At 58.3% G+C, this 19,376-nt stretch carries 15 protein-coding genes and 1 pseudogene; 11 read left to right on the top strand and 5 right to left on the bottom strand.

The window, feature by feature from the left end:
* Positions 1-52 precede the first annotated feature (52 nt).
* The 4 genes and pseudogenes from ACA063_RS10625 to ACA063_RS10610 form a co-directional block, all read right to left on the bottom strand.
* Positions 53-569 (bottom strand): annotated as a pseudogene (locus ACA063_RS10625) (OmpP1/FadL family transporter); the annotation flags it as partial.
* Between the two features lie 343 nt (positions 570-912).
* Positions 913-1,287 carry a DUF1214 domain-containing protein gene (locus tag ACA063_RS10620; RefSeq protein ID WP_497665803.1) on the bottom strand — a complete coding sequence of 125 codons (375 nt, stop codon included), beginning with the start codon at positions 1,285-1,287 and terminating at the stop codon, positions 913-915.
* 9 nt (positions 1,288-1,296) lie between these two features.
* Entirely contained in the window at positions 1,297-2,535 is a 1,239-nt protein-coding gene (locus ACA063_RS10615) for a DUF1254 domain-containing protein (protein ID WP_497665802.1), read from the bottom strand.
* 110 nt (positions 2,536-2,645) lie between these two features.
* Entirely contained in the window at positions 2,646-5,132 is a 2,487-nt protein-coding gene (locus ACA063_RS10610) for an arylsulfatase (RefSeq protein WP_497665801.1), read from the bottom strand.
* Positions 5,133-5,339: 207 nt separating this feature from the next.
* Between ACA063_RS10610 and ACA063_RS10605 the strand changes: the two genes are divergently transcribed.
* On the top strand, positions 5,340-6,434 hold the full coding sequence (locus tag ACA063_RS10605; protein ID WP_497665800.1) for a formylglycine-generating enzyme family protein: 1,095 nt from the start codon (positions 5,340-5,342) through the stop codon (positions 6,432-6,434).
* 36 nt (positions 6,435-6,470) lie between these two features.
* Here the strand turns inward: ACA063_RS10605 and ACA063_RS10600 are convergent, their stop codons facing one another.
* Positions 6,471-7,232, bottom strand: coding sequence for a bestrophin-like domain (locus tag ACA063_RS10600; protein WP_497665799.1), 762 nt, complete (start codon positions 7,230-7,232; stop codon positions 6,471-6,473).
* A gap of 435 nt (positions 7,233-7,667) precedes the next feature.
* Here ACA063_RS10600 and ACA063_RS10595 point away from each other — a divergent pair, with 435 nt between their 5' ends.
* From ACA063_RS10595 to ACA063_RS10550, 10 genes are all read left to right on the top strand, one after another.
* Complete coding sequence (locus ACA063_RS10595) at positions 7,668-8,951, top strand: acyl-CoA dehydrogenase family protein (protein ID WP_497665798.1); 1,284 nt, start codon at positions 7,668-7,670, stop codon at positions 8,949-8,951.
* Between the two features lie 48 nt (positions 8,952-8,999).
* The gene (locus tag ACA063_RS10590; protein WP_497665797.1) at positions 9,000-10,133 is read left to right on the top strand and encodes a saccharopine dehydrogenase family protein; all 1,134 of its coding nucleotides are present in this window, start codon (positions 9,000-9,002) and stop codon (positions 10,131-10,133) included.
* 20 nt (positions 10,134-10,153) lie between these two features.
* The gene (locus tag ACA063_RS10585; RefSeq protein ID WP_497665796.1) at positions 10,154-11,710 is read left to right on the top strand and encodes a class I adenylate-forming enzyme family protein; all 1,557 of its coding nucleotides are present in this window, start codon (positions 10,154-10,156) and stop codon (positions 11,708-11,710) included.
* A gap of 69 nt (positions 11,711-11,779) precedes the next feature.
* Positions 11,780-13,018 (top strand): thiolase family protein, encoded by a 1,239-nt coding sequence (locus ACA063_RS10580; RefSeq protein ID WP_497665795.1) that lies wholly within the window; start codon positions 11,780-11,782, stop codon positions 13,016-13,018.
* Between the two features lie 62 nt (positions 13,019-13,080).
* On the top strand, positions 13,081-13,875 hold the full coding sequence (locus ACA063_RS10575) for an SDR family NAD(P)-dependent oxidoreductase (RefSeq protein ID WP_497665794.1): 795 nt from the start codon (positions 13,081-13,083) through the stop codon (positions 13,873-13,875).
* Between the two features lie 11 nt (positions 13,876-13,886).
* Positions 13,887-14,282, top strand: a complete 396-nt coding sequence (locus ACA063_RS10570; protein WP_497665793.1) for a hypothetical protein — start codon at positions 13,887-13,889, stop codon at positions 14,280-14,282.
* 101 nt (positions 14,283-14,383) lie between these two features.
* Complete coding sequence (locus ACA063_RS10565) at positions 14,384-14,860, top strand: 2,4'-dihydroxyacetophenone dioxygenase family protein (protein ID WP_497665792.1); 477 nt, start codon at positions 14,384-14,386, stop codon at positions 14,858-14,860.
* A gap of 80 nt (positions 14,861-14,940) precedes the next feature.
* On the top strand, positions 14,941-17,304 hold the full coding sequence (locus ACA063_RS10560; RefSeq protein ID WP_497665791.1) for an arylsulfatase: 2,364 nt from the start codon (positions 14,941-14,943) through the stop codon (positions 17,302-17,304).
* A gap of 162 nt (positions 17,305-17,466) precedes the next feature.
* Positions 17,467-18,375, top strand: a complete 909-nt coding sequence (locus ACA063_RS10555) for a peptidyl-prolyl cis-trans isomerase (RefSeq protein ID WP_497665790.1) — start codon at positions 17,467-17,469, stop codon at positions 18,373-18,375.
* Complete coding sequence (locus ACA063_RS10550; RefSeq protein WP_497665789.1) at positions 18,375-19,373, top strand: HupE/UreJ family protein; 999 nt, start codon at positions 18,375-18,377, stop codon at positions 19,371-19,373. The genes ACA063_RS10555 and ACA063_RS10550 overlap by 1 nt, the downstream gene beginning before the upstream one ends.
* Positions 19,374-19,376: the final 3 nt, after the last annotated feature.

The following is a 19,376-nucleotide window of genomic DNA, read 5'->3' as shown; positions in this document are numbered from 1 at the left end:
CCGCTGCACACCTGCCCCGCCTGCTCGCAGATCTGCCAGCCACCGCCCAGTGCGTATTGCCCGTCAGCACGATCCGTCAGGCCAAGGGGCGTCTGATCGATCGCGGCCTCGGATTTCAGCATGCCGTACATGGCTTTCACGCCGATACCCACTGACCACTCCTCGTTGAAGCGGTAAGCGACACTGGGTACCAATGACAAACCCGCAATGCTGGCGTTCTGCACGAAATAACGCCCAGACCAGTCGTTGTCGTAATTTTCCGCGAGACCGAAATCCCCATAGGACCCGAAACCCACGGACCATTGATCATCCAACTGATGGCTGATGAAGAAACTGCCGCCAGGTATTGGCTCGAGCACATTGCCGCTGCCGGTACCCGAAGTATTGGTTGCACCGTCTCGGTCGAACACCAGGTCGCCGAAGAGAATCTGAGCACCTGCGTTGAGTTGGGTGCCGGCCAGATAGCTCAAGCCTGCGGGGTTACTGGCGATGGTCGAAGGGCCCTGTGCCCTGGCTGCCGCGCCGGCATTGGCCAGCCCGGTGTTGTCCGTGGCGATCTCGTACAACATGAGTCCGCCTGCAAAACCTCCCCCACTGGAGAAGAGAGTTAACAGTGCAAGGGCGGTAATCGACAGCGAGTTTTTTTCGACTGCATGATGCCCTCACTTACGTGATTCATCGCTATCGATCAAGTAACTGCGCGACCGTTTATTATGGTGAGCTGAAGTATTGCTCAGGATTCGGCATTGTCCATACGGCCACCGTCAGAACTGCAACTAAAAACCTACGCATCGCAAATTGGCAGCGCCTACATAGCCCACGTTGCCCATGCCGTTTTTACACAACTTGGACCTATAGCAGACACTGGCAGCGGCGGCGCTTCGCGCCGTCCGCTGAAACAGATTGTCAGTCTCACTTAACCAGTTCGACCTCGCTCGGCCGCCACTCTTTCGTAAAGAACGATTCAAGCGGGCTGTAGAGGCGCAGGAGCGTAAACCATCCTTTGTCGGGCATGGTTTGAATCCAGTTGCCTGGCTTTGCATCAGTTGGCTTGGAAGGACCGAAGAAGATTGTCGTGGACCCATCCGCGTTCTCAGTGGCGGTCGGTGTAGGGTAAGTCTGGCTGCCTGCGCGCGGGTAGCGCTGCGGCGTCTGAAGCATTGACCGCGTCTGGTTGTCGTAGACGGTGAACGACCAGAATTTGGCTGCGGGGATCTTCGGCGGCAGGGTCACCTTGTAGGTCTTGCCGCCATCGAAGGGATTCTTTTCAGCATCAGTGAAGCCCATGAGGTACTGCTAGCCAACGTTAGGCAGTCGCATGATCATGCCCGGCGAATCCATGGTGTAGCCGTAGTAAAAGGCTGCGCGTGAGTCGAGGGTCCGCGCGCCAGTCGGTGGCAGCGCTTTGAACAAGCCTTCCTTGGTGATCGTCGGCGGCGGCGTCTCGAAGTCGAAGCCACCTTGCCATAGCATGTTGGCCCACATCGAGTTCGGATAAAGGGACCAGCCAGGGTAGTCGGCGGCACGCCAATTCAGCGCTCGGCCAGCCGCGTTACCCACCGCCGCAGCGTCGGTGAGAATTTTCTTCATCCGGGCGTCGGGACTGAAGGGTTTGCCCTTCACGATACCTATGGCGGCCAACTGACCAGTGAGTTCCGGGTTGAAAGAGGTGGCCGGTTCCAGCTGTACGAGTTTGTCGATCATCTCGAAATAGGTGAAGTCGTTAGGCGCGATTGTATTGAATGACTTGCCGCTCCCCTCAACGAACTTCGTCGGCGGTATCGGTGGATTGGGCGCAAGCCTGACGTTGCCTTCGAGTGCCGTGGCAATGCTGGTGCCAAATCCGCCCGGCGTGTAGGGGTAGATCTTCAGCGACTTTTTGATCTCGGCCACAGCAGGTTTAGGATCGTTGTTCTCCATGAAGGCGCGAACGGCGTAGAGAGCATGATTTGTTTTCGATCGACCCACGAAGAAGCCGCTGTCTGGAAGAGGACCGTCGTAGTCCGGCGGCACGATCAGGTATTTGCCTCCTTCGCCCCGATCAGGGCCGGGCGCGCCGATATCGATGATCCAGCCGAACCACATGTCATTGAGCGTGCCGAGCGCCTTCGGTGGCACCTCAACCACCAACGGCCCCTTCGTCAAGTCGAGGACCGCGAGCGTATAGATCGTATCGACGTTGGCGGTAAGAAAGAGCGATTTGGAGTCCATCAACTCAGAGAAAATAACCACCGAGTTGTCCTCAGCCCCGATGCTGTGGAAGCCCTCGCGAACCGCATAGGCCGAGGCGCCCGAAAAACTGTTCATGAACGCGTCTATACCACGGGTGAAGGCCAGGGTGTCATAGACGTCCTGAGCGGTTTTTGCGCTCGGCGCGCCGTCCTTGAATTCCAGCGTGCCGATACGAGTCTCGAGGCGATCGGGCGTGGTGATCGCGGGGGGGATTTCGGTGGTGGCCTGCGTCTCGGCCATTACAGGAATGGCCAGCGCGACCAAAGTCGCCAGTACGGCCAGTGGTCTGAGCGTGTGCGTCATAGTGCTCTCCTCGAGAGACGTCTATTGCATTGACTACCCAAATGAACTTGGTGGTGGAAGTGTGCTTTCACGACGCGGGTTATCTCGTGCGAGTTGGCCCACGTGCGTTCCTAGTCTTTGTTGCCGACCTTGTTCTGGGCTGTCTCCTTGCCCGCAGCATTCAACTGCGGCGGTTCGAGCTTGACGGAGAGTTTGTGCAGCGAGCCGGTGAACGCGAACGGCACCTGGTAATCCTTGTCATCGACGGGGGTACCGGTGTCGGAGCCGACGTCGAAACTTTCATCCACGCCGAAGACGAACGGGACACTGTTGGGGATCGTACGGCTCGCCACTTGCTTGCCATCCACCGAGAGCACGCCGGTGCCGCCTTTTCCGAACCCCGGCCCAGCGTATTTAAAGTCGAAGCTGATGCCGTGCTTTCCGGGAGTAAGCGCCTCGGTCCCTTCCCAACGGAATTGCGCCACGCCCTCAAGGTTGTAGCTGAAAACCGGCTTGCCTTTCAGGAGGTAGAGGGCATAACCACCGAAGCGGCCGCCGTCCGTCACCAGCACGCCTTCGCCGCCGCTTTGCGGAACGATGACGTCAGCCGAAATGACGTAGGACTTATTCAATATGTTGGGCTCGTTGCCTGGAAGAATGCCGGTCACTGGCGACAGGTAATTGAACTCGGTGCGTCCGGCCACGATGCTCGGGCGCTGCGCAACGACGCGGGTGAAACCGGAGGCGTCGAGCGGTAACACCTGATACTTGTTCGCTTCCACCCAGAACAAATCCTGGAGTTCCTTGAGTTTGGCAGGGTTGGCTGCTGCGACATCGTCGTTCTGCGTCCAGTCTTTGGTGATGTCGTACAGCTCCCATTTGACGCCATTGACGATGTCCTTGGGCGGCTGCGCGGTGATGTCCCAAGGTGCACGGTAGGGCGTCGTCGATGCCATCCAGCCCTCGTGGTAGAGCGCGCGCAGGCCGAGCATTTCGAAATACTGCGTGGTGCGCGTGGTCGGCTTGTCGGCATTCGGCTTGTCGAAGAGGTAAGCCATGCTCGTGCCTTCGATGGGCTTTTGTGCAATGCCGTCTACCTGGAGCGGCGCGTCAATGCCGGTGGCTTCGAGGATCGTCGGCTCGATGTCAATGACGTGGTGAAACTGGTTTCGGATGCCGCCGGCATCCTTGATCCGATCCGGCCAGGAAATGGCCATGCCCTGGCGCGTGCCGCCAAAATGTGACGCCACTTGCTTGGTCCACTTGAAGGGTGTGTCCATGGTCCAGGTCCAGCCTACCGCCATATGCGGATAGGTCTGGTCCGAACCCCAGACGTCGAGATATTTCATCTGGTCGGCCACCGGTACGTTGATGCCGTTGAAGGTGGTCATCTCGTTCGGTGTGCCATTGGGTGTGCCTTCTGCGCTACCGCCGTTGTCGCCGCTGATGTAGATAACCAGCGTGTTATCGAGCTTGCCGATGTCCTCCACCGCCTGGATCACCCGGCCGATTTCATGGTCGGTGTACGCGAGGTAGGCCGCATAGACCTCCATCTGGTGGGCATACAGTTTCTTCTCATCCGCCGGCAGTTCGTCCCAATTCTTCAGAGAGTCCGGCCAAGGCGTGAGCTTGGCTTCCTGCGGGATGACGCCGAGGCGCTTCTGATTGGCGAAGATCTGGTCGCGTGCGGCGTTCCACCCCATGTCGAATTTGCCCTTGAACTTGGCGATCCATTCGGGCGTCGGGTGATGCGGCGCGTGGGTGCCGCCAGGCGCGTAATAAAGAAAGAACGGCTTCTTCGGATCGAGCGCGTTCAATTCATTGACGTAGCTGACGGCATCATCTGCCATCGCGGTGATCAGGTTCCAACCCGGTTTGCCGACGTAAGGATGGATCGGCGTGGTATTGCGCATCAGATTGCCCGGTTGCCACTGGTTGGTTTCGCCACCCATGAACCCGAAGAAGTAATCAAAGCCCATGCCGATGGGCCATTGGTCGAACGGGCCGGCCTGGCTGATCTGGAACGACGGGGTGTTGTGGTTTTTGCCAAACCACGAAGTTGCGTAACCGTTGTCCTTGAGGATTTTGCCAATGGTCACCTTGTCCTTGGTGATGACGCTGTTATAGCCGGGATATCCCGTTGAAATTTCCGTGATGACGCCGAAGCCGACTGAATGGTGATTGCGTCCGGTGATCAAGGCTGCACGTGTGGGCGAGCACAGTGCCGTCGAATTGAATTGCGTGAAGCGCAATCCCGCTGCCGCGACGCGGTCCATGGTGGGCGTCGGAATGAGGCCGCCGAACGTACTGGGCGCACCAAAGCCGACGTCGTCGGTGATGATCAACACGATATTCGGCGCGTCTTTGGGCGGTACGACGGTCGGGGACCAATAGGGCGTCGAGGTCGTGGCATCGAGGTTGATAACGCCGCCGAATGCCGCGGGCGGGTTCGGGAGATATCTGCCGTCGATGGTCGTGGTCGCGCTCGGTGAACCGGGCGTACCGTTGACTTGCGGAGTCGCTGCGTCGGCGGGCGAGAGCACAAGCATGGCAAATGCCAGCCCTGCACCGATTCGCGTGTGCAGCCATGAAGGTCGATTCCAGCTTGCATTGGCCATGGCCAGCTCCTGTAACCCCCACACCCCAGGCTCTGGAGTGTAGAACCATTTTTCTTTCTCGCCAGTCAATTCAACGCCCGGATCGTAACCTGAGTGGTCATTGACAATAGAGTCGTGGCGCCTATAACTGATCCTGATGCCAGGAAGGCTCAGCAATGGTCGCAGCCTGAAATAAGGGGAGCGCAAATGCTTATCAGGAAACAGCACTTGGGCATCGCGTTAGTCGCAGTCGGGATAGTGTCTGCCTGCCTGACTTTTGCTGTGTATCAGCACCTTCGCGGTCCAGAACCGTTGACACTGGGTGATGGAAAAAATGGCCCCCTGGAGATGGTCTGGCTTCCTGCTGGCGAATTTTTGATGGGTAGCGATCATAAGCAGGCGCGGCCCAACGAGGGGCCGGCCCACAAGGTTCGACTCGATGGCTATTGGATCGACCGCTACGACGTCACCAATGCCGATTTCGCCCGTTTCATTTCTGAAACGCATTACGTCACCACCGCCGAACGCAAACCTGAATGGGACGATCTGAAAGTGCAGTTACCTCCGGGTACTCCTGAGCCGGATGACAGTGTCATGGTGCCTGGGGCATTGGTTTTCGTGGGCACAGACAGACCCATCCCATTGAATGATTTCAGTCAGTGGTGGGCATTTGTCCCGGGCGCTGACTGGCGTCACCCGTTGGGCCCTGACAGTACAATCGAGGGCAAGGACACCCATCCGGTTGTTCAGGTTTCGCGCGAAGATGCACAAGCGTATGCAGCGTGGGCTCATAAGCGCCTGCTGACCGAGGCCGAATGGGAATACGCCGCGAGAGGCGGACTGGAACAAGCGAACTATGCGTGGGGGAATGATTTCTCGCCTGATGGAGAAAAGATGGCCAACACCTGGAATGAGGCACAACCGTTTCCCGTGTCCGGGGCCAGCAACAAATTCAAGATCGGCACCAAGCCGGTAGGCAGTTACAGGCCTAACGCTTACGGGCTATATGACATGTCCGGGAACGTTTGGCAGTGGGTCGCCGATTGGTATCGTGCTGATGCGTTTAAAGTTGGGCTCAAGCGTCAGTCCGCGGGTGAAGTAGTGTTTAACCCGGTGGGCCCATCCGACAGCTATGACCCAGATCTCGGGGTAACCGCGAACGCACCGCAGCGTGTGATTCGAGGGGGATCCTTTCTATGTAGCGACAGCTACTGCACGAGCTTTCGAACCAGTGCCAGGCAGGGCGCGGACCCAATGAATTCCATGTCGCATCTCGGCTTTCGCCTGGCGATGAGCAATGATCAATGGGAAAAAAATCGCTGATTGCCCCAATGCCCGGTCCCCGCCCTCACACCTCTATCACTTACCGATGTGCTTGAGAGCAGACCGCAACGGGACATCCGAAACATGGACCACCCCGATGTAAGGATGAGCCATGTCGACAACCAGAAATACCGCTGCGGCAACCGACATGGAGCAGATGCACATGACGCCGATAACAGTGGGATTTGCCGGAGCCTGGAGGCCAAACGTCGCGAACAGCCAAGCCAGCCAGAAAGTCAGGATGACAAGAAACGCAGTCGGCAGTCCTTCCGTACTGCTCTCGACAAGTATCCAATGCGCTTCCGCCAAGTGTCCGCTGACTTCCAGTGCGCGGACCTGAAGCATCCGTTGAGGTTCGTCTTTGGGCTTAAGCGCCCGGAGTTCGACCTGAATTGGCTCGATACCTGGGGACTCATCAAATGGATCGACAAGGGCCGACCTTGAGGACGAATTACCCCACCCCTGGCTTAACCTTGTTTCAATCAACTGACGGAGACGGATTCGCGCCTGCGCCGTCTCGGGACCATACTGTGCCATGACTCTGTCGAGAAGAACGATGCGTGCGGCCGATGTCCGCAGCTCGGTCTCGTTGTTGTCATAGACAGTTTTGGCGGATGCAATTAGAAGCCCAAGTGCGAGAGCGGACAACGTTCCCACAACGGCCGTTGCGAGGCGGATCACGTCCTTGGATTCGGCATCAAGATGGTGAATCGGTAGGCGAATGCGCAGCAGAATTCCGATTAGTGTGGCCCCGAACAGGCAGGCGAAAACAGTTACTCCGATGATGATGGAGCTCAATTGTTATCTCCTTAAATCTGCGGCGACCCTTATCTTTGTGCAGCAATAACGATTGCCTGGCGGACGTCTGTGACCTGCGCAGCCAAGTCGAAAACTTCTGAGCGCATCAGAAGAATCATAGGCGCTTTATCAGGGGCGAGTTGATTCGGCTTCGCCTGGCAAACCAAACAATCCTTCCTCGCTTCGTGATCCTGAGCTGGCTTGCAAGCCCAGGGTGTAGGTCACCCCCGCCCCCCCTGCTGCTCCCCCCTCGCCGATGGGGGGGTGCAGCAAGACAAATCACGTCACTTTCCTACCCCAGCAGGCACATGCCCGTTACGAGCGACTGCCAGTCGAGCCGGAACATCTGCTTCAGGCCTGAGGTGAGTTTTGCTTCTCTGCGCTGAGGCGCTCAACACGTGGCCACATGCGCTGTAGATCGCGAGGAAAGACCCCATGATCAAATTACACGATAGCTTGAAACTACCCGATGTTGGACTGACCGGTTTTGAAACACCGCTTAGCGAAGTCGAGCGCGCCATTCAACAGACCGTGCATCAATTCGCCAAAAACGTATTGCGTCCCATCGGCCAGGAGCTCGACAAAATGAGCGCCGCCGATGTTTGCGCGCCAGGCTCACCCTTTTGGACGGTTTATCAGGAAGCCGAGAAACTGGGACTTGATCCCGATTTCTTTTCTCAATTCGAACCCGATGTCGCCATTCGTCTTGAGTCGTTGATTGGCGAAGAAATGGGCTGGGGTGACGCCGGCCTGGGCATTTCGTTGGCCGCGGCCAGCTTCCCCTTGCAGATGGCCATGGCCGTCGGCAACCAGGAACTGGTGGAACTCTGCACCGGCAAGATTGGCTGCTGGATGATCACTCATCCGGACAAGGGCAGCGACATCATGGTGTACGACATGAAGCGTGAATGGCCGAAGGACCAGACCGGCAATAAGGGCAATCTCTGCGCGAAAGTCGGTAACGACGACATCGTCATTAACGGGCAGTGCTCAGCCTGGGTTTCCAACGGTGCCGTCGCTCAGGTCGCGCTGGCTTATATCGCTGCCGACTATGGCAATGGTTACTTCGATGCCGACGGTCGGCCCCATGGCCTGGCGGTGATTATCCCGCTTGACCTGCCGGGCGTTTCACGTGGCAAGCCGCTGGACAAAATCGGCCAGCGATCCTTGCCGCAAGGTGAGGTTTATTTCGACAACGTGAAGGTGCCACGGCGCTTTGCGATTGCCCTGCAAGATGAGTATTACGGCAACCAGTCCTCAGCGTGGTCCTACGCTGGCACGCACATGTCGCAGGTATTCACTGGGGTCGCCCGCTCGGCCTTCGAGCTGGCTTTGCAGTATTGCCACGAGCGCAAACAAGGTGGCCACTTACTGATTGACCATCAACTGACCCGCTATCGCCTGGGCGACATGATGCGCCGCATCGAGCTGGCACGCGGTGTCGCGCGTCGCTCGCTGGCCTACGCCCGCCTTTCTCCGCACTCCCACCCCTACGCCACTGCCTCGGCGAAGGTCACCGTCACCGAAGAGTGCATGAAGGTCGCCAGCGAAGCCCTGCAGTTATTCGGCGGTGCGGGCACTTCCCGAGAATACCCGATCGAAAAGATTTTCCGCGACGCGCGCTCGGCGCTGATCGAGGACGGCGAGAACTACGTCATCACGATGCGTGTTGGCCTGTTGTGCCAGCAGCTTTACGCCGAAGGCTGGTCGCAGAACTGACCTCGGCAACCTATCCAGCAACACTCCAAAAACAAGAGATCACACGAAATGGCTAAATACCCCGTAGTAGTTTATGGCGCCAGCGGTTACACCGGCATGCTGACCATGGACTGGTTGATTGACCAGAACATCCCGTTCACGGCCGTCGCTCGCAATGCCAGGCGCGCACAAGAAATGATGGCGCAACGGGTGGTTCGTCTTGAATCGGCCACCTACGAAATCATCGAAGCGGAACACACCGTTGAAGCACTCACCCACGCGTTCAAAGGCGCCAAGGTCGTTTGCAACACCGTCGGCCCGTTCGTCCACTTCGGTCTGACCACCGTTGAAGCAGCACTCAAAGCGGGTTGCCATCACCTCGACACCACCGGTGAACAGGGCTACATGCGCCAGGTCCGTGAGCAGTTCGGCGAGCTGTATGCCCAGGCCGGTCTGGTGGTGTCACCCTCGCTGTCCTACATGTACACCTACGCTGAAATCGCCGCCGAACTGGCCCTGGAACACCCGGGCATCGACGCGCTGGAAACCTCGACACTGTGCCGTGGTCCGCGTGGCGGCGCAGCCGGTGTCACTGTCGGCTCGACCGCATCGATTTTCGAGCTGTTTCGCTCCGAACAATGCTACCTGTGGGAGAAAAAGCTCGTACCACACCCGATGGGCACTTCCTTCAACATCGCCTCGCCTGACTTCTTGACCCCGGTCTTCGCCTTGCCATGGGGCGGCACCTCGCTGCCGGTGTATTTCGAGAATGATCCACGGGTGCGTTCCTGCGTTTCCTGCGTCGGCTTCTACGACAACGACGTCATGAAAATGGTGCATGCCGTGGGCCAGAAGTGGGAGTCGGAGTACAAGTTCCTGCCACCTGAACAGCAGGACGCCGTCATCCAGCAAATGGTCCAGTCGACAACGCCGACCATGCCGCCGCGCGAGCGCACCACCATTACACGCATGGTCGATACCGCCATTGGCCGCGGCCAGCTGTCCGCCGTGCGCGCCACCGTGCATGGCGCCACCGCTTACATCGCCACCGGCGCCTTGCAGACTGCAGCGGCGATCAAACTGATCGATGGCGACACCAACAAGGTCGGCTTCGTCTCTGGCTCTAAAGCCTTTGGCCATCGCTACCTGCTGGGCTTCCTTGAAGAACGTGGTCTGGCTCGCGCCACCGTTACCCAGCTCTGACCTGCAACTCAGGAACTCACATGGCTATTATCGATTTTTACGACCGCGGCTGGCGCACGGATCCGGCCGCCATCGCCTACATCCAGGGCGAGCGTGCCTTTACCTTTAATGAGATCGGTGAACTGTCTTGCCGCATCGCCAACGCGCTGCTGGCGCTGGACCTGCCGAAGGAAACCAAAGGCGCAATCTGGGCCGGCAATGACGTAACGGCCTGGGCTTGCACCCTGGGACTGTGGCGCGCAAACATGACGTGGATTCCGGTCAACGGGCGCAACCCCGTTCAGGAAAACACCGACATTCTCGACGCGTTCGATTGTAACGTGATGTTCTACCAGCATGAATTCGCCGCCGTGATGGCCGATATCCGACCTGCCCTGCCGAAGATCAAGCACTGGATCTGCATTGACGCCACCGACGGCGATACACCGTCGCTGGATACCTGGACCGCAGGGCAGCCGTCGACGCGTCCGGAAGTTGCGTACGACATGGACGACGTGGTCATGCTCTCGCCGACTGGCGGCACCACGGGCAAGCCGAAAGGCGTGATGAATACCCACCGCAGCGCGCAAACGTTCATTGCGCACTTCATGCTCGCCTGTGCTTATCGCGACGGTCTTAAACCGGTGAACATGGCCGCAGCACCGATGACCCACACCGCTGGCCTGCTGGCGGTACCGTGCACGGCGCAGGGTGGCACAGTCGTTGTCCTCCCGAAGCCTGATCCGGCGCTGATGCTGGCGTCCATTGCGCAACACAAGGTCAGCGAATTCTTTCTGCCTCCGACGGTGATCTACAGGCTTCTGGAAGTCCCTGGGATCGAGAACGTCGACTTCTCCTCGGTCAAATACCTGCTGTACGGCGCCGCACCGATGTCCGTCGAGAAGCTGAAAAAAGCCATCGAAGTCTTCGGCCCGATCATGACGGGTGGCTACGGTCAGACCGAGGCCCCGGCTAGCATCGCCTACCTGCGCCCGGACGAGCACCTGGTGAACGGTGAACTGGCCAGCGACAGCCGCCTGTCCTCGGTCGGCCGCCCTAATCCTCTGATACGGGTCGAGGTGATGAATGATGCCGGGCAGATTCTGGCCCGTGGTGAGACCGGTGAGATCTGTGTACACGGCGACCTGATCATGAAGGGTTACTACAAGCAGCCGGAAGTGACCGCGCAAACCATTGTCGGCGGCTGGCTGCACACGGGCGACATCGGCCATATCGACACCGAAGGCTTCCTGCACCTGACCGATCGCAAGAAGGACATGATCATCACCGGCGGCTTCAACGTCTATCCGAGCGAAGTCGAGCAAGTGCTGTGGAGCCATCCGGCCGTGCAGGACTGCGCCGTGATAGGCGTGCCCGATGAGAAATGGGGCGAGGCGGTCAAGGCGGTGGTTGAACTCAATCCCGGCCAGACCGCCACGTCGCAGGAACTCATCGACCTGTGCAAAGCCCGCCTGGGGGGCGTCATGGCGCCCAAGTCCGTGGATTTCATCGACAGCTTGCCCCGCAGCCCGGTGGGTAAGGTGCTGAAGAAAGATCTGCGCGCCCGCTACTGGGATGGCGCGCAACGTCAGATCTGATTCACCGACCCTCGCCCCCACCATCATGAAATGGCGCCGCAGTCATGCGGCGTCCATCAGGAGAGTTGCATGAGCACTATTTACATTGCCGGCATCGCGATGACGGTCTTCGGTCGACATCTGGAACGCAGCCTCGACGACCTGGCGCGCGAAGCGCTAGAAGGCGCGCTGAAAGACGCCAATTGCAGCCGTAAGGATTTGGGCATTGCCTTTTATGCCGGGATGACCAACGGCCCGTTGCAAGGCCAGATTTCCATTCCGGGCCAGGTCGTGTTCAGCAAGATCGGCATCGAGGGCATTGCGGTCTACAACATTGAAAACGCCTGCGCCTCGGGCAGTTCGGCGTTCAACCTTGCCGTGCAAAGTCTCCAGGCCGGAACCACCGATGTTGCGCTTGTACTGGGCGCCGAAAAAATGAACATCCCCGACAAGTTGAAAGCCTTCCAGATTTTCGAAGGCGGATGGGACGTGTCTCGTGTCGAGGAGAACTATCAGACACTGGTAAAAATGGGGGAAGGCGTCGACATTCCAGAAGGTTCGGAGTCGGACAAACCCTACAGCAGGTTCATGGCGATCTATGCCGCCATGTGCCGCTATCACATGAAAACGTACGGCACCACGCAACGGCAAATCGCCGCGGTCTCGGCCAAAAACCACAACCATTCAGTGCACAACGCGTTTTCGCAGTTTCGCAAGCCGTTCACCATCGAAGAAATCCTCGCGGCCCCCCCCATCACCTACCCGATCACCTTGCCGATGTGCGCACCGCTTTCCGATGGTGCCGCTGCGGCGATTCTGTGCACCGAGGAAGGACTCAAACGCATCGGTGCGGATCGCAGTCGCTGCATCAAGGTCGCCGCCAGCGTCATTCGTAGCTTCAGCCATCGTCGGTTGGATCAGCCAGAACTGAACATCGCTCGACGGGCGGCCGATCACGCTTACGATCTAGCGGGCCTGGGGCCGGAGGACATCGATGTCGCCGAAGTCCATGACGCTTCGGCGATGGGCGAAATCATCCAGGTCGAAAACTTGCGACTGGCCGAACCCGGCATGGGCGGACCGTGTGCCGAACGCGGCGACTTTACGCTCGGCGGGCGAATCCCGGTCAACACCTCGGGCGGCCTCGAATCCAAGGGACATCCCATCAGCGCTACCGGCATCGGCCAGCTCTGCGAGTTGGTCACGCAATTGCGCGGTGAGGCCGGCAAACGCCAGGTCGAAGGCGCACGCCATGCCATTCAGGAAAACGGTGGTGGATTGCAAGGCATCGAAGAAGCCGCGGTCGCCATTCACATTCTCAGTAAGTAACCCCCCAGCCCTTGCGAAGGGCGGTGGCGGGTGAAACATCAAAACAAGAAGGATAGAAAGACATGTTTCAAAACAAAGTGGTGGTCATTACTGGCGCAGGTTCCGGTATCGGCCGGGAACTGGCGATTCAACTGGCAGGAGCCGGTGCACGCCTCGCGCTCTCGGACATCAACAGTGTCGGTCTGAATGAAACCGTAAGAAGGCTTCCGGCGGGTAGCGAAGCCAAAAGCTATCGCCTGGACGTGGCATCGTGGGAGGCGTTTCAGGCCCATGCCGCCGAGGTAGAACACGACTTTGGCACCGCGCACTACGTCATCAACAATGCAGGCGCCACGGTTGTCGGCACGGTCAACAACACTTCGATCGAAGAGTTCGAATGGCAACTGGGCATCAACCTGTGGGGTGTGCTGTACGGCACCAAGGCGTTTTTGCCGATGATGCTGAAGCAGCGCGAAGGCTGCGTCGTCAACATCTCCAGTATTTTCGGTTTGCTGGGCTATCCGATGCAGAGTGCCTACAACATGTCGAAGTTCGCCATTCGCGGCTTGACCGAATGCCTGTGGTCGGAGCTTGAGAACACTGGCGTACGCGCGGTGTGTGTTCACCCCGGCGGCATCAAGACCAACATCGAAAAATCCAGCCGGCGCTGCAAGGCCGCCGGTCCGGAAGAAGAGGCGTTCGCGACCCTCGCCGCCGGCATGCTGCTGACCCCCCCTGAGGAGTGTGCCGCAGACATTATCAACGGCCTGCGCAGAGGCTCGAAACGCATCATGACCGGGAACAAGTCCAGAACCGTGTTCTGGGTCAGCCGACTGTTCCCGAACAGTTATCCAAAACTGCTCAAACTGATGGCCTGAGGAAACGAATCATGCAAACCAAATACACCAATGGACTGTTCAAGTCCGCCGCTTGCTTCAACGTCCTCGCCGGCCTGCCAATGCTGATAGCCATGCGTCCGGTTGCCGATCTGATGGGACTGGAGATCACGCCGACGTCTGCTCTGTTCATTCAAATCACCATGGGGCTGGTGGTTATGTTTGGCGGAGCCTACTGGATGGTCAGCCGCGATCCGGTTCGTTTCAGGCCCTACATCGTGCTCGGACTGCTCCTGAAAATCATGGTAGGCATCCTCGTATTCGGGCATTGGCTGGCGGGCAGCATCCCGTTGCAGCTGCCCGTTCTGGCATCGGGCGACATCGTCTTTGCATTGCTGTTCTGGCGTTACTTGAGCAGCACCCGCTACGCCGCGGCCAAATGCTACTAGTCGCAACCCCTCGCCAAGAGGGGGGTAATGATTGAAGCCTCCCTTCAGGATGCCTCTTCAAACACCGTGTACAACCTTCACCCAACATGAGAACAACAAGCATGTTTTATGAAAACATCGACACCGCCTCCATCGACCCAGACGAGCTGCCATGGGTTCCGTTCACGCCTTACAGCGATGAAGTGTTCATCAAATACCTCAAGTGCGACCCGATTCGCGGCGAGACCATCACTTTGCTCAAGGCTCCGTCGGGCACTGCTCTGGCCAAGCATCATCACTCCGGTACGGTCGTCGTCTACACCATCAAGGGTGCCTGGAAATACCTGGAACACGATTGGATTTCGAAACAAGGCGGCGTGGTGTTCGAAACCGCCGGCACCAGTCACACACCGATCGGTTTGACTGAATATGGCGATGAAATCATTACCCTGAACATTACCGTGGGTGACCTGCTGTATTACGACGAGAACAACAACATTGTCGCCATCGAAAACTGGAAATCCAGTGTTGAGCGTTATCTGGCGTTCTGCAAAGCCAATGATATCGAGCCCAAAGACATCACCAGCTTTTCGGTCTGACCAGCCTTCCAGTCTCGCAGACGCCTGGTTTCGACCGGGCGGCTGTGTTGTTGCAAAAACAAAAAAAAACGGAGACATCCATGTCCCAGAAGCTGCAACCCGTCGGGCGCTTCACTTTGAAACTCTGCGCGCTGCTGGCCAGCTCGGTCGCATCCGCACAGGACTCACTGCCCTTCCCGCCTGCGCCTTCGGCCAGTGACGCTAAACCGACGCTGCAAGAATCGAAGCACCAGAAACGTCAGCAGCAATCCCACCTGCCGGCCGACGCACCCAACATTCTGGTGATCATGCTCGATGACGCGGGCTTCGCGCAGTCCGACACTGTCGGCGGCGCGATCCACACGCCGACCCTGACACGTGTCGCCGACAGCGGCGTGCGTTACAACGCCTTTCATACCGCTGCCATCAGCTCCGCCACCCGTGCAGCACTGCTGACCGGGCGCAATCACCACCGCGTCGGCAACGGCGTGATCGCTGAACTGGCCACCGATTGGGATGGCTACACCGGCAAGATTCCAAAAAGCTCGGCGACTATGGCCGAATTGCTCAAGCAATACGGCTACAGCACCGCTGCGTTCGGCAAATGGCATAACACGCCGCCGATGGAAACGACGGCTGCCGGCCCATTCGATAGCTGGCCGACCGCCTACGGCTTTGAACATTTCTACGGTTTCCTGGCCGGCGAAACCTCCCAGTACGAGCCGCGCCTGTACCGCGACACTACGCCGATCGAACCACCACGCGACCCGAAATATCACCTCAGTGAAGACCTGGCGAATCAGGCTGTGAACTGGCTGCAGGATCAAAAAACTTACGCCCCGGACAAGCCGTTTTTTATGTACTGGACGCCGGGTGCCGTGCACGGCCCGCATCAGGTGAACGCGCAGTGGGCAGACAAATACAAGGGTAAATTTGACGGTGGCTGGGATGCCTATCGCGAGCAAACCTTCGCTCGTCAGAAAGCCCTGGGCTTTATCCCTCAGGACGCGGTCCTGACCCCGCGCCCGGCGGAATTACCGGCCTGGGATAGCTTGTCAGCCGAGCAAAAACAGTATCAGGCACGGTTGATGGAGGTGTATGCCGGCTTCCTGGAACACGCGGACACCCAGGCCGGGAAAATTCTCGACGAGCTGGAACGCGAAGGAAAACGGGACAACACGCTGATCTTTTATGTCTTCGGCGACAACGGTGCATCGTCCGAGGGCATGGAGGGCACGATCAACGAGTTGCTGGCGCAGAACGGTATTCCAGTACCGAAAGACCAACAGCTCAAGGTGCTCAACGAGATGTATGGCGGCTTGTCTGCGCTCGGTGGCCCCAAGCTTGAAAGCATGTACAACGCCGCATGGGCCTGGGCAGGGTCAGGACCGTTTGTAGGCACTAAACTGGTCGCCGGTTACTTTGGCGGTACGCGGACGCCGCTGGCCGTTTCCTGGCCGAAGCAAATCAAGGCAGACGCCAAGGTTCGCGGGCAATTCCACCATGTCAACGATATCGCCCCGACTGTCTACGACGTGCTGTCGATCACGCCGCCAAAAGAGGTCAACGGCATCGTGCAGGACCCGATTGACGGCGTGAGCATGCGTTACACCTTCAATGACGCTCAGGTTAAGTCGAAAAAGCTGGCGCAGTACTTTGAAGTATTTGGCAGTCGGGGCGTTTACAAGGATGGCTGGATGGCTTCGGTTTTTGGTCCGCGCAAACCTTGGGTACAAGGCTTCGCACAGTTCATGGGCTGGAATCCCGAGAAGGATCAGTGGTTGCTGTTCAATCTGCAAGATGACTACTCCCAGGCCAAAGACGTCGCTGCTGCCAACCCGGAAAAACTGGCTGAGCTGAAGGCGGAGTTCGACGTGCAGGCCAAGGCTAACCATGTCTACCCGATTGGTGCCGGTCTGTACCCGTTCCTCAATCCGGCAGCGCGTATTGGCACCACCCAGCACGAGTGGCACTTCAGCGATCGCGTCCAGCGCTTCCCTGAGTTCGCCGCACCTAATCTGCGTAACCAGAGCAGCACGGTTGTCGTGGACGCCGAAGTTCCGGCAAACGCCAGCGGCGTACTGTACGCCTTGGGCGGTATTGGTGGCGGCGTCAGTCTGTACATGGATGACGGTTTCCTGGTGTACGAATACAACGACCTGGCCATTGCTCGCGTCAAACTCCGGTCCACCGAACGAGTACCCGCCGGCAAAGTCAGCATCGAAGTACTCACCACGATGTCGTCAGCCAAACTCGGTGCGCCAGCCAACTTGAGCTTGCTGCTTAATGGGAAGGAAGTTGCCAAAGGCGTGACGCCGTTTACTCCGTCCCTGACGTTCACCGCCAGTGAAACCTTCGACGTAGCTGAGGACCTGGGCTCTCCCGTCACCCTCGACTACTTCGACCGCGCGCCCTTCGCCTTCAACGGCAAGGTCAATAATGTTCATGTGACTTATAGGCCTTAGTTGTAACGCCGCCCGGTTAATTCGGGCGGCGTCTGTTGCGTTAATACCAATTCGACTAAGGCTTAGTGCTTATCGTGATTAGCCTCAGTGGAAAGTTTTAGCTAAGCGGCAATACTCCAGTTCGCATCGAAAACATTCGATATAAGCGTGGGGCAATAAGTGATGACCTTAGCCGTCTCCGAAACAAAAAATTCCAAATCTGCTTTTATCAAGCGCTGCCTTCGCGAACCGTTATTGCATTTCCTGATCGCCGGTTTTGGACTGTTTGTGCTCTACGGTGGTTTGCACAGCGCAACGGTCAACGAAGATCCCCAACGCATTGAAATTACCGCGGATGATATTCGTCGCATCGAAATTTCCTGGTTGGCGCGGTGGCAACGGCCGCCCACAGATCAGCAGTTGCAAGGCATGGTTGATGAGTATGTGAAAGAGGAAATTCTTTATCGCGAAGCGCTGAAACTCGGGCTGGATAAAGACGACACCATCATTCGCCGCCGACTGGCGCAAAAAATGGACTTTCTCGCAGAGGACGTCGCCGCCCTTCGAGAACCTGCACCGGGAGTGCTGGAAGCCTGGTACAACCAGCATCTGGATCAATACGCGCCGCCGCCATTGGCGACGTTTCATCATGTGTTCTTCGCTTCGGACAAGCGCGGTTCGCAGGCGCAAGCACAGGCCCAGGCAGCACTGGCCAGTCTGTCGGATAAAAACAGCGGTGAAGGCGATGCCTTCATGTTTAAAAACGCTTACGCCGAACAATCGCAGGATCAAGTGGCGCGGGTCTTCGGTTCAAAGTTCGCTCTCGCCTTGTTTAAACAATCCACGGGAAGATGGGTCGGCCCGGTGGAGTCGGGTTTTGGCTGGCACCTGGTTTGGATTGACGCACTGTCAAAACCGGCAGCACCGCCCTTTGAAACTGTCGCGCAGCAGGTGAAATCGGATTGGCTTTCGCAGCAACGTACTGAATCGAAACGCACACACTTTGATGCGCTGAAGGCACGCTATGAGGTCGTGGTGATGATACCGACGGCCGCCAGCGGGATTGCCGCTACGCAAACGGAGCAACCGTGATGGGTCGCTCTGTGTGGTGGCTATTGCTTTTGCTGTTCATGGGGCATTCGGCCAGCGCCCATGAATCCCGCCCCGCGTATATGGAGATCAACGAAACCGCTGCTGGGCGCTACGACGTGCTGTGGCGCACGCCGGTGCTCTCAGGCATGCGCCTGCCGATCGCGTTGAGGTTTCCCGACAGCGTGCGAACGGTCGTTGAACCCGTGGAAAGCGAACTCAACGATTCACTGATCGAGCGCCGGGTGATCGATACGGGTCCCGCAGGGCTGGTCGGGCAGCGTATCGAGTTCATCGGCCTGCAAGCGAGCATCACCGATGTACTGGTGCGTGTTTCACGCCTGGACGGAACCCTGTCGACCACGCTCGTCCAACCCACACAACCCTGGATAGAAATCGCCGCCACGCCGGGAGCATTCTCGGTGGCCGGTGCGTTTCTGGTTCATGGTATCGAGCACATCCTCGGCGGTTTCGATCACTTGATGTTCGTGTTTGGTTTGTTGCTGCTGGTACGCAACGGCTGGATGCTGGTCAAAACCATCACCGCGTTCACCCTCGCCCACTCCATCACCCTGGCGCTCGCCGCGCTGGGCGCCGTGCGGCTTCCCGGCCCTCCGGTCGAGGCGACGATCGCCTTGAGTATTTTGCTGCTGGCAGTGGAAATCGCCCGCAAGAATCGCGGCGAACCCAGCTTCACGGCGCAATGGCCCTGGGTCGTGGCCTTCTGTTTTGGCTTGCTGCACGGGTTTGGGTTTGCCGGTGCGCTGGCGCAAATCGGCTTGCCGCAACAGGACCTGCCGTTAGCGTTGTTCACCTTCAACGTCGGGGTCGAGATCGGCCAATTGATGTTCGTCGCCCTGGTGCTGAGCCTTCGGGCGCTGTTGCTGCGTTGTCGACTGCCACGGCCTGCGTTGCTGTATGCCCAACCGATGGCTTCCTATGGGCTGGGAACGCTGGCCGCTTTCTGGTTTTTCGAGCGTGTCTCGAGTTTTTGGTTCTGAACT

The sequence above is a fragment of the Pseudomonas sp. LBUM1643 genome, from assembly GCF_059716215.1.
Note: the sequence above shows the minus strand (reverse complement) of the source record. Positions and strands in the feature narration are given on the sequence as shown.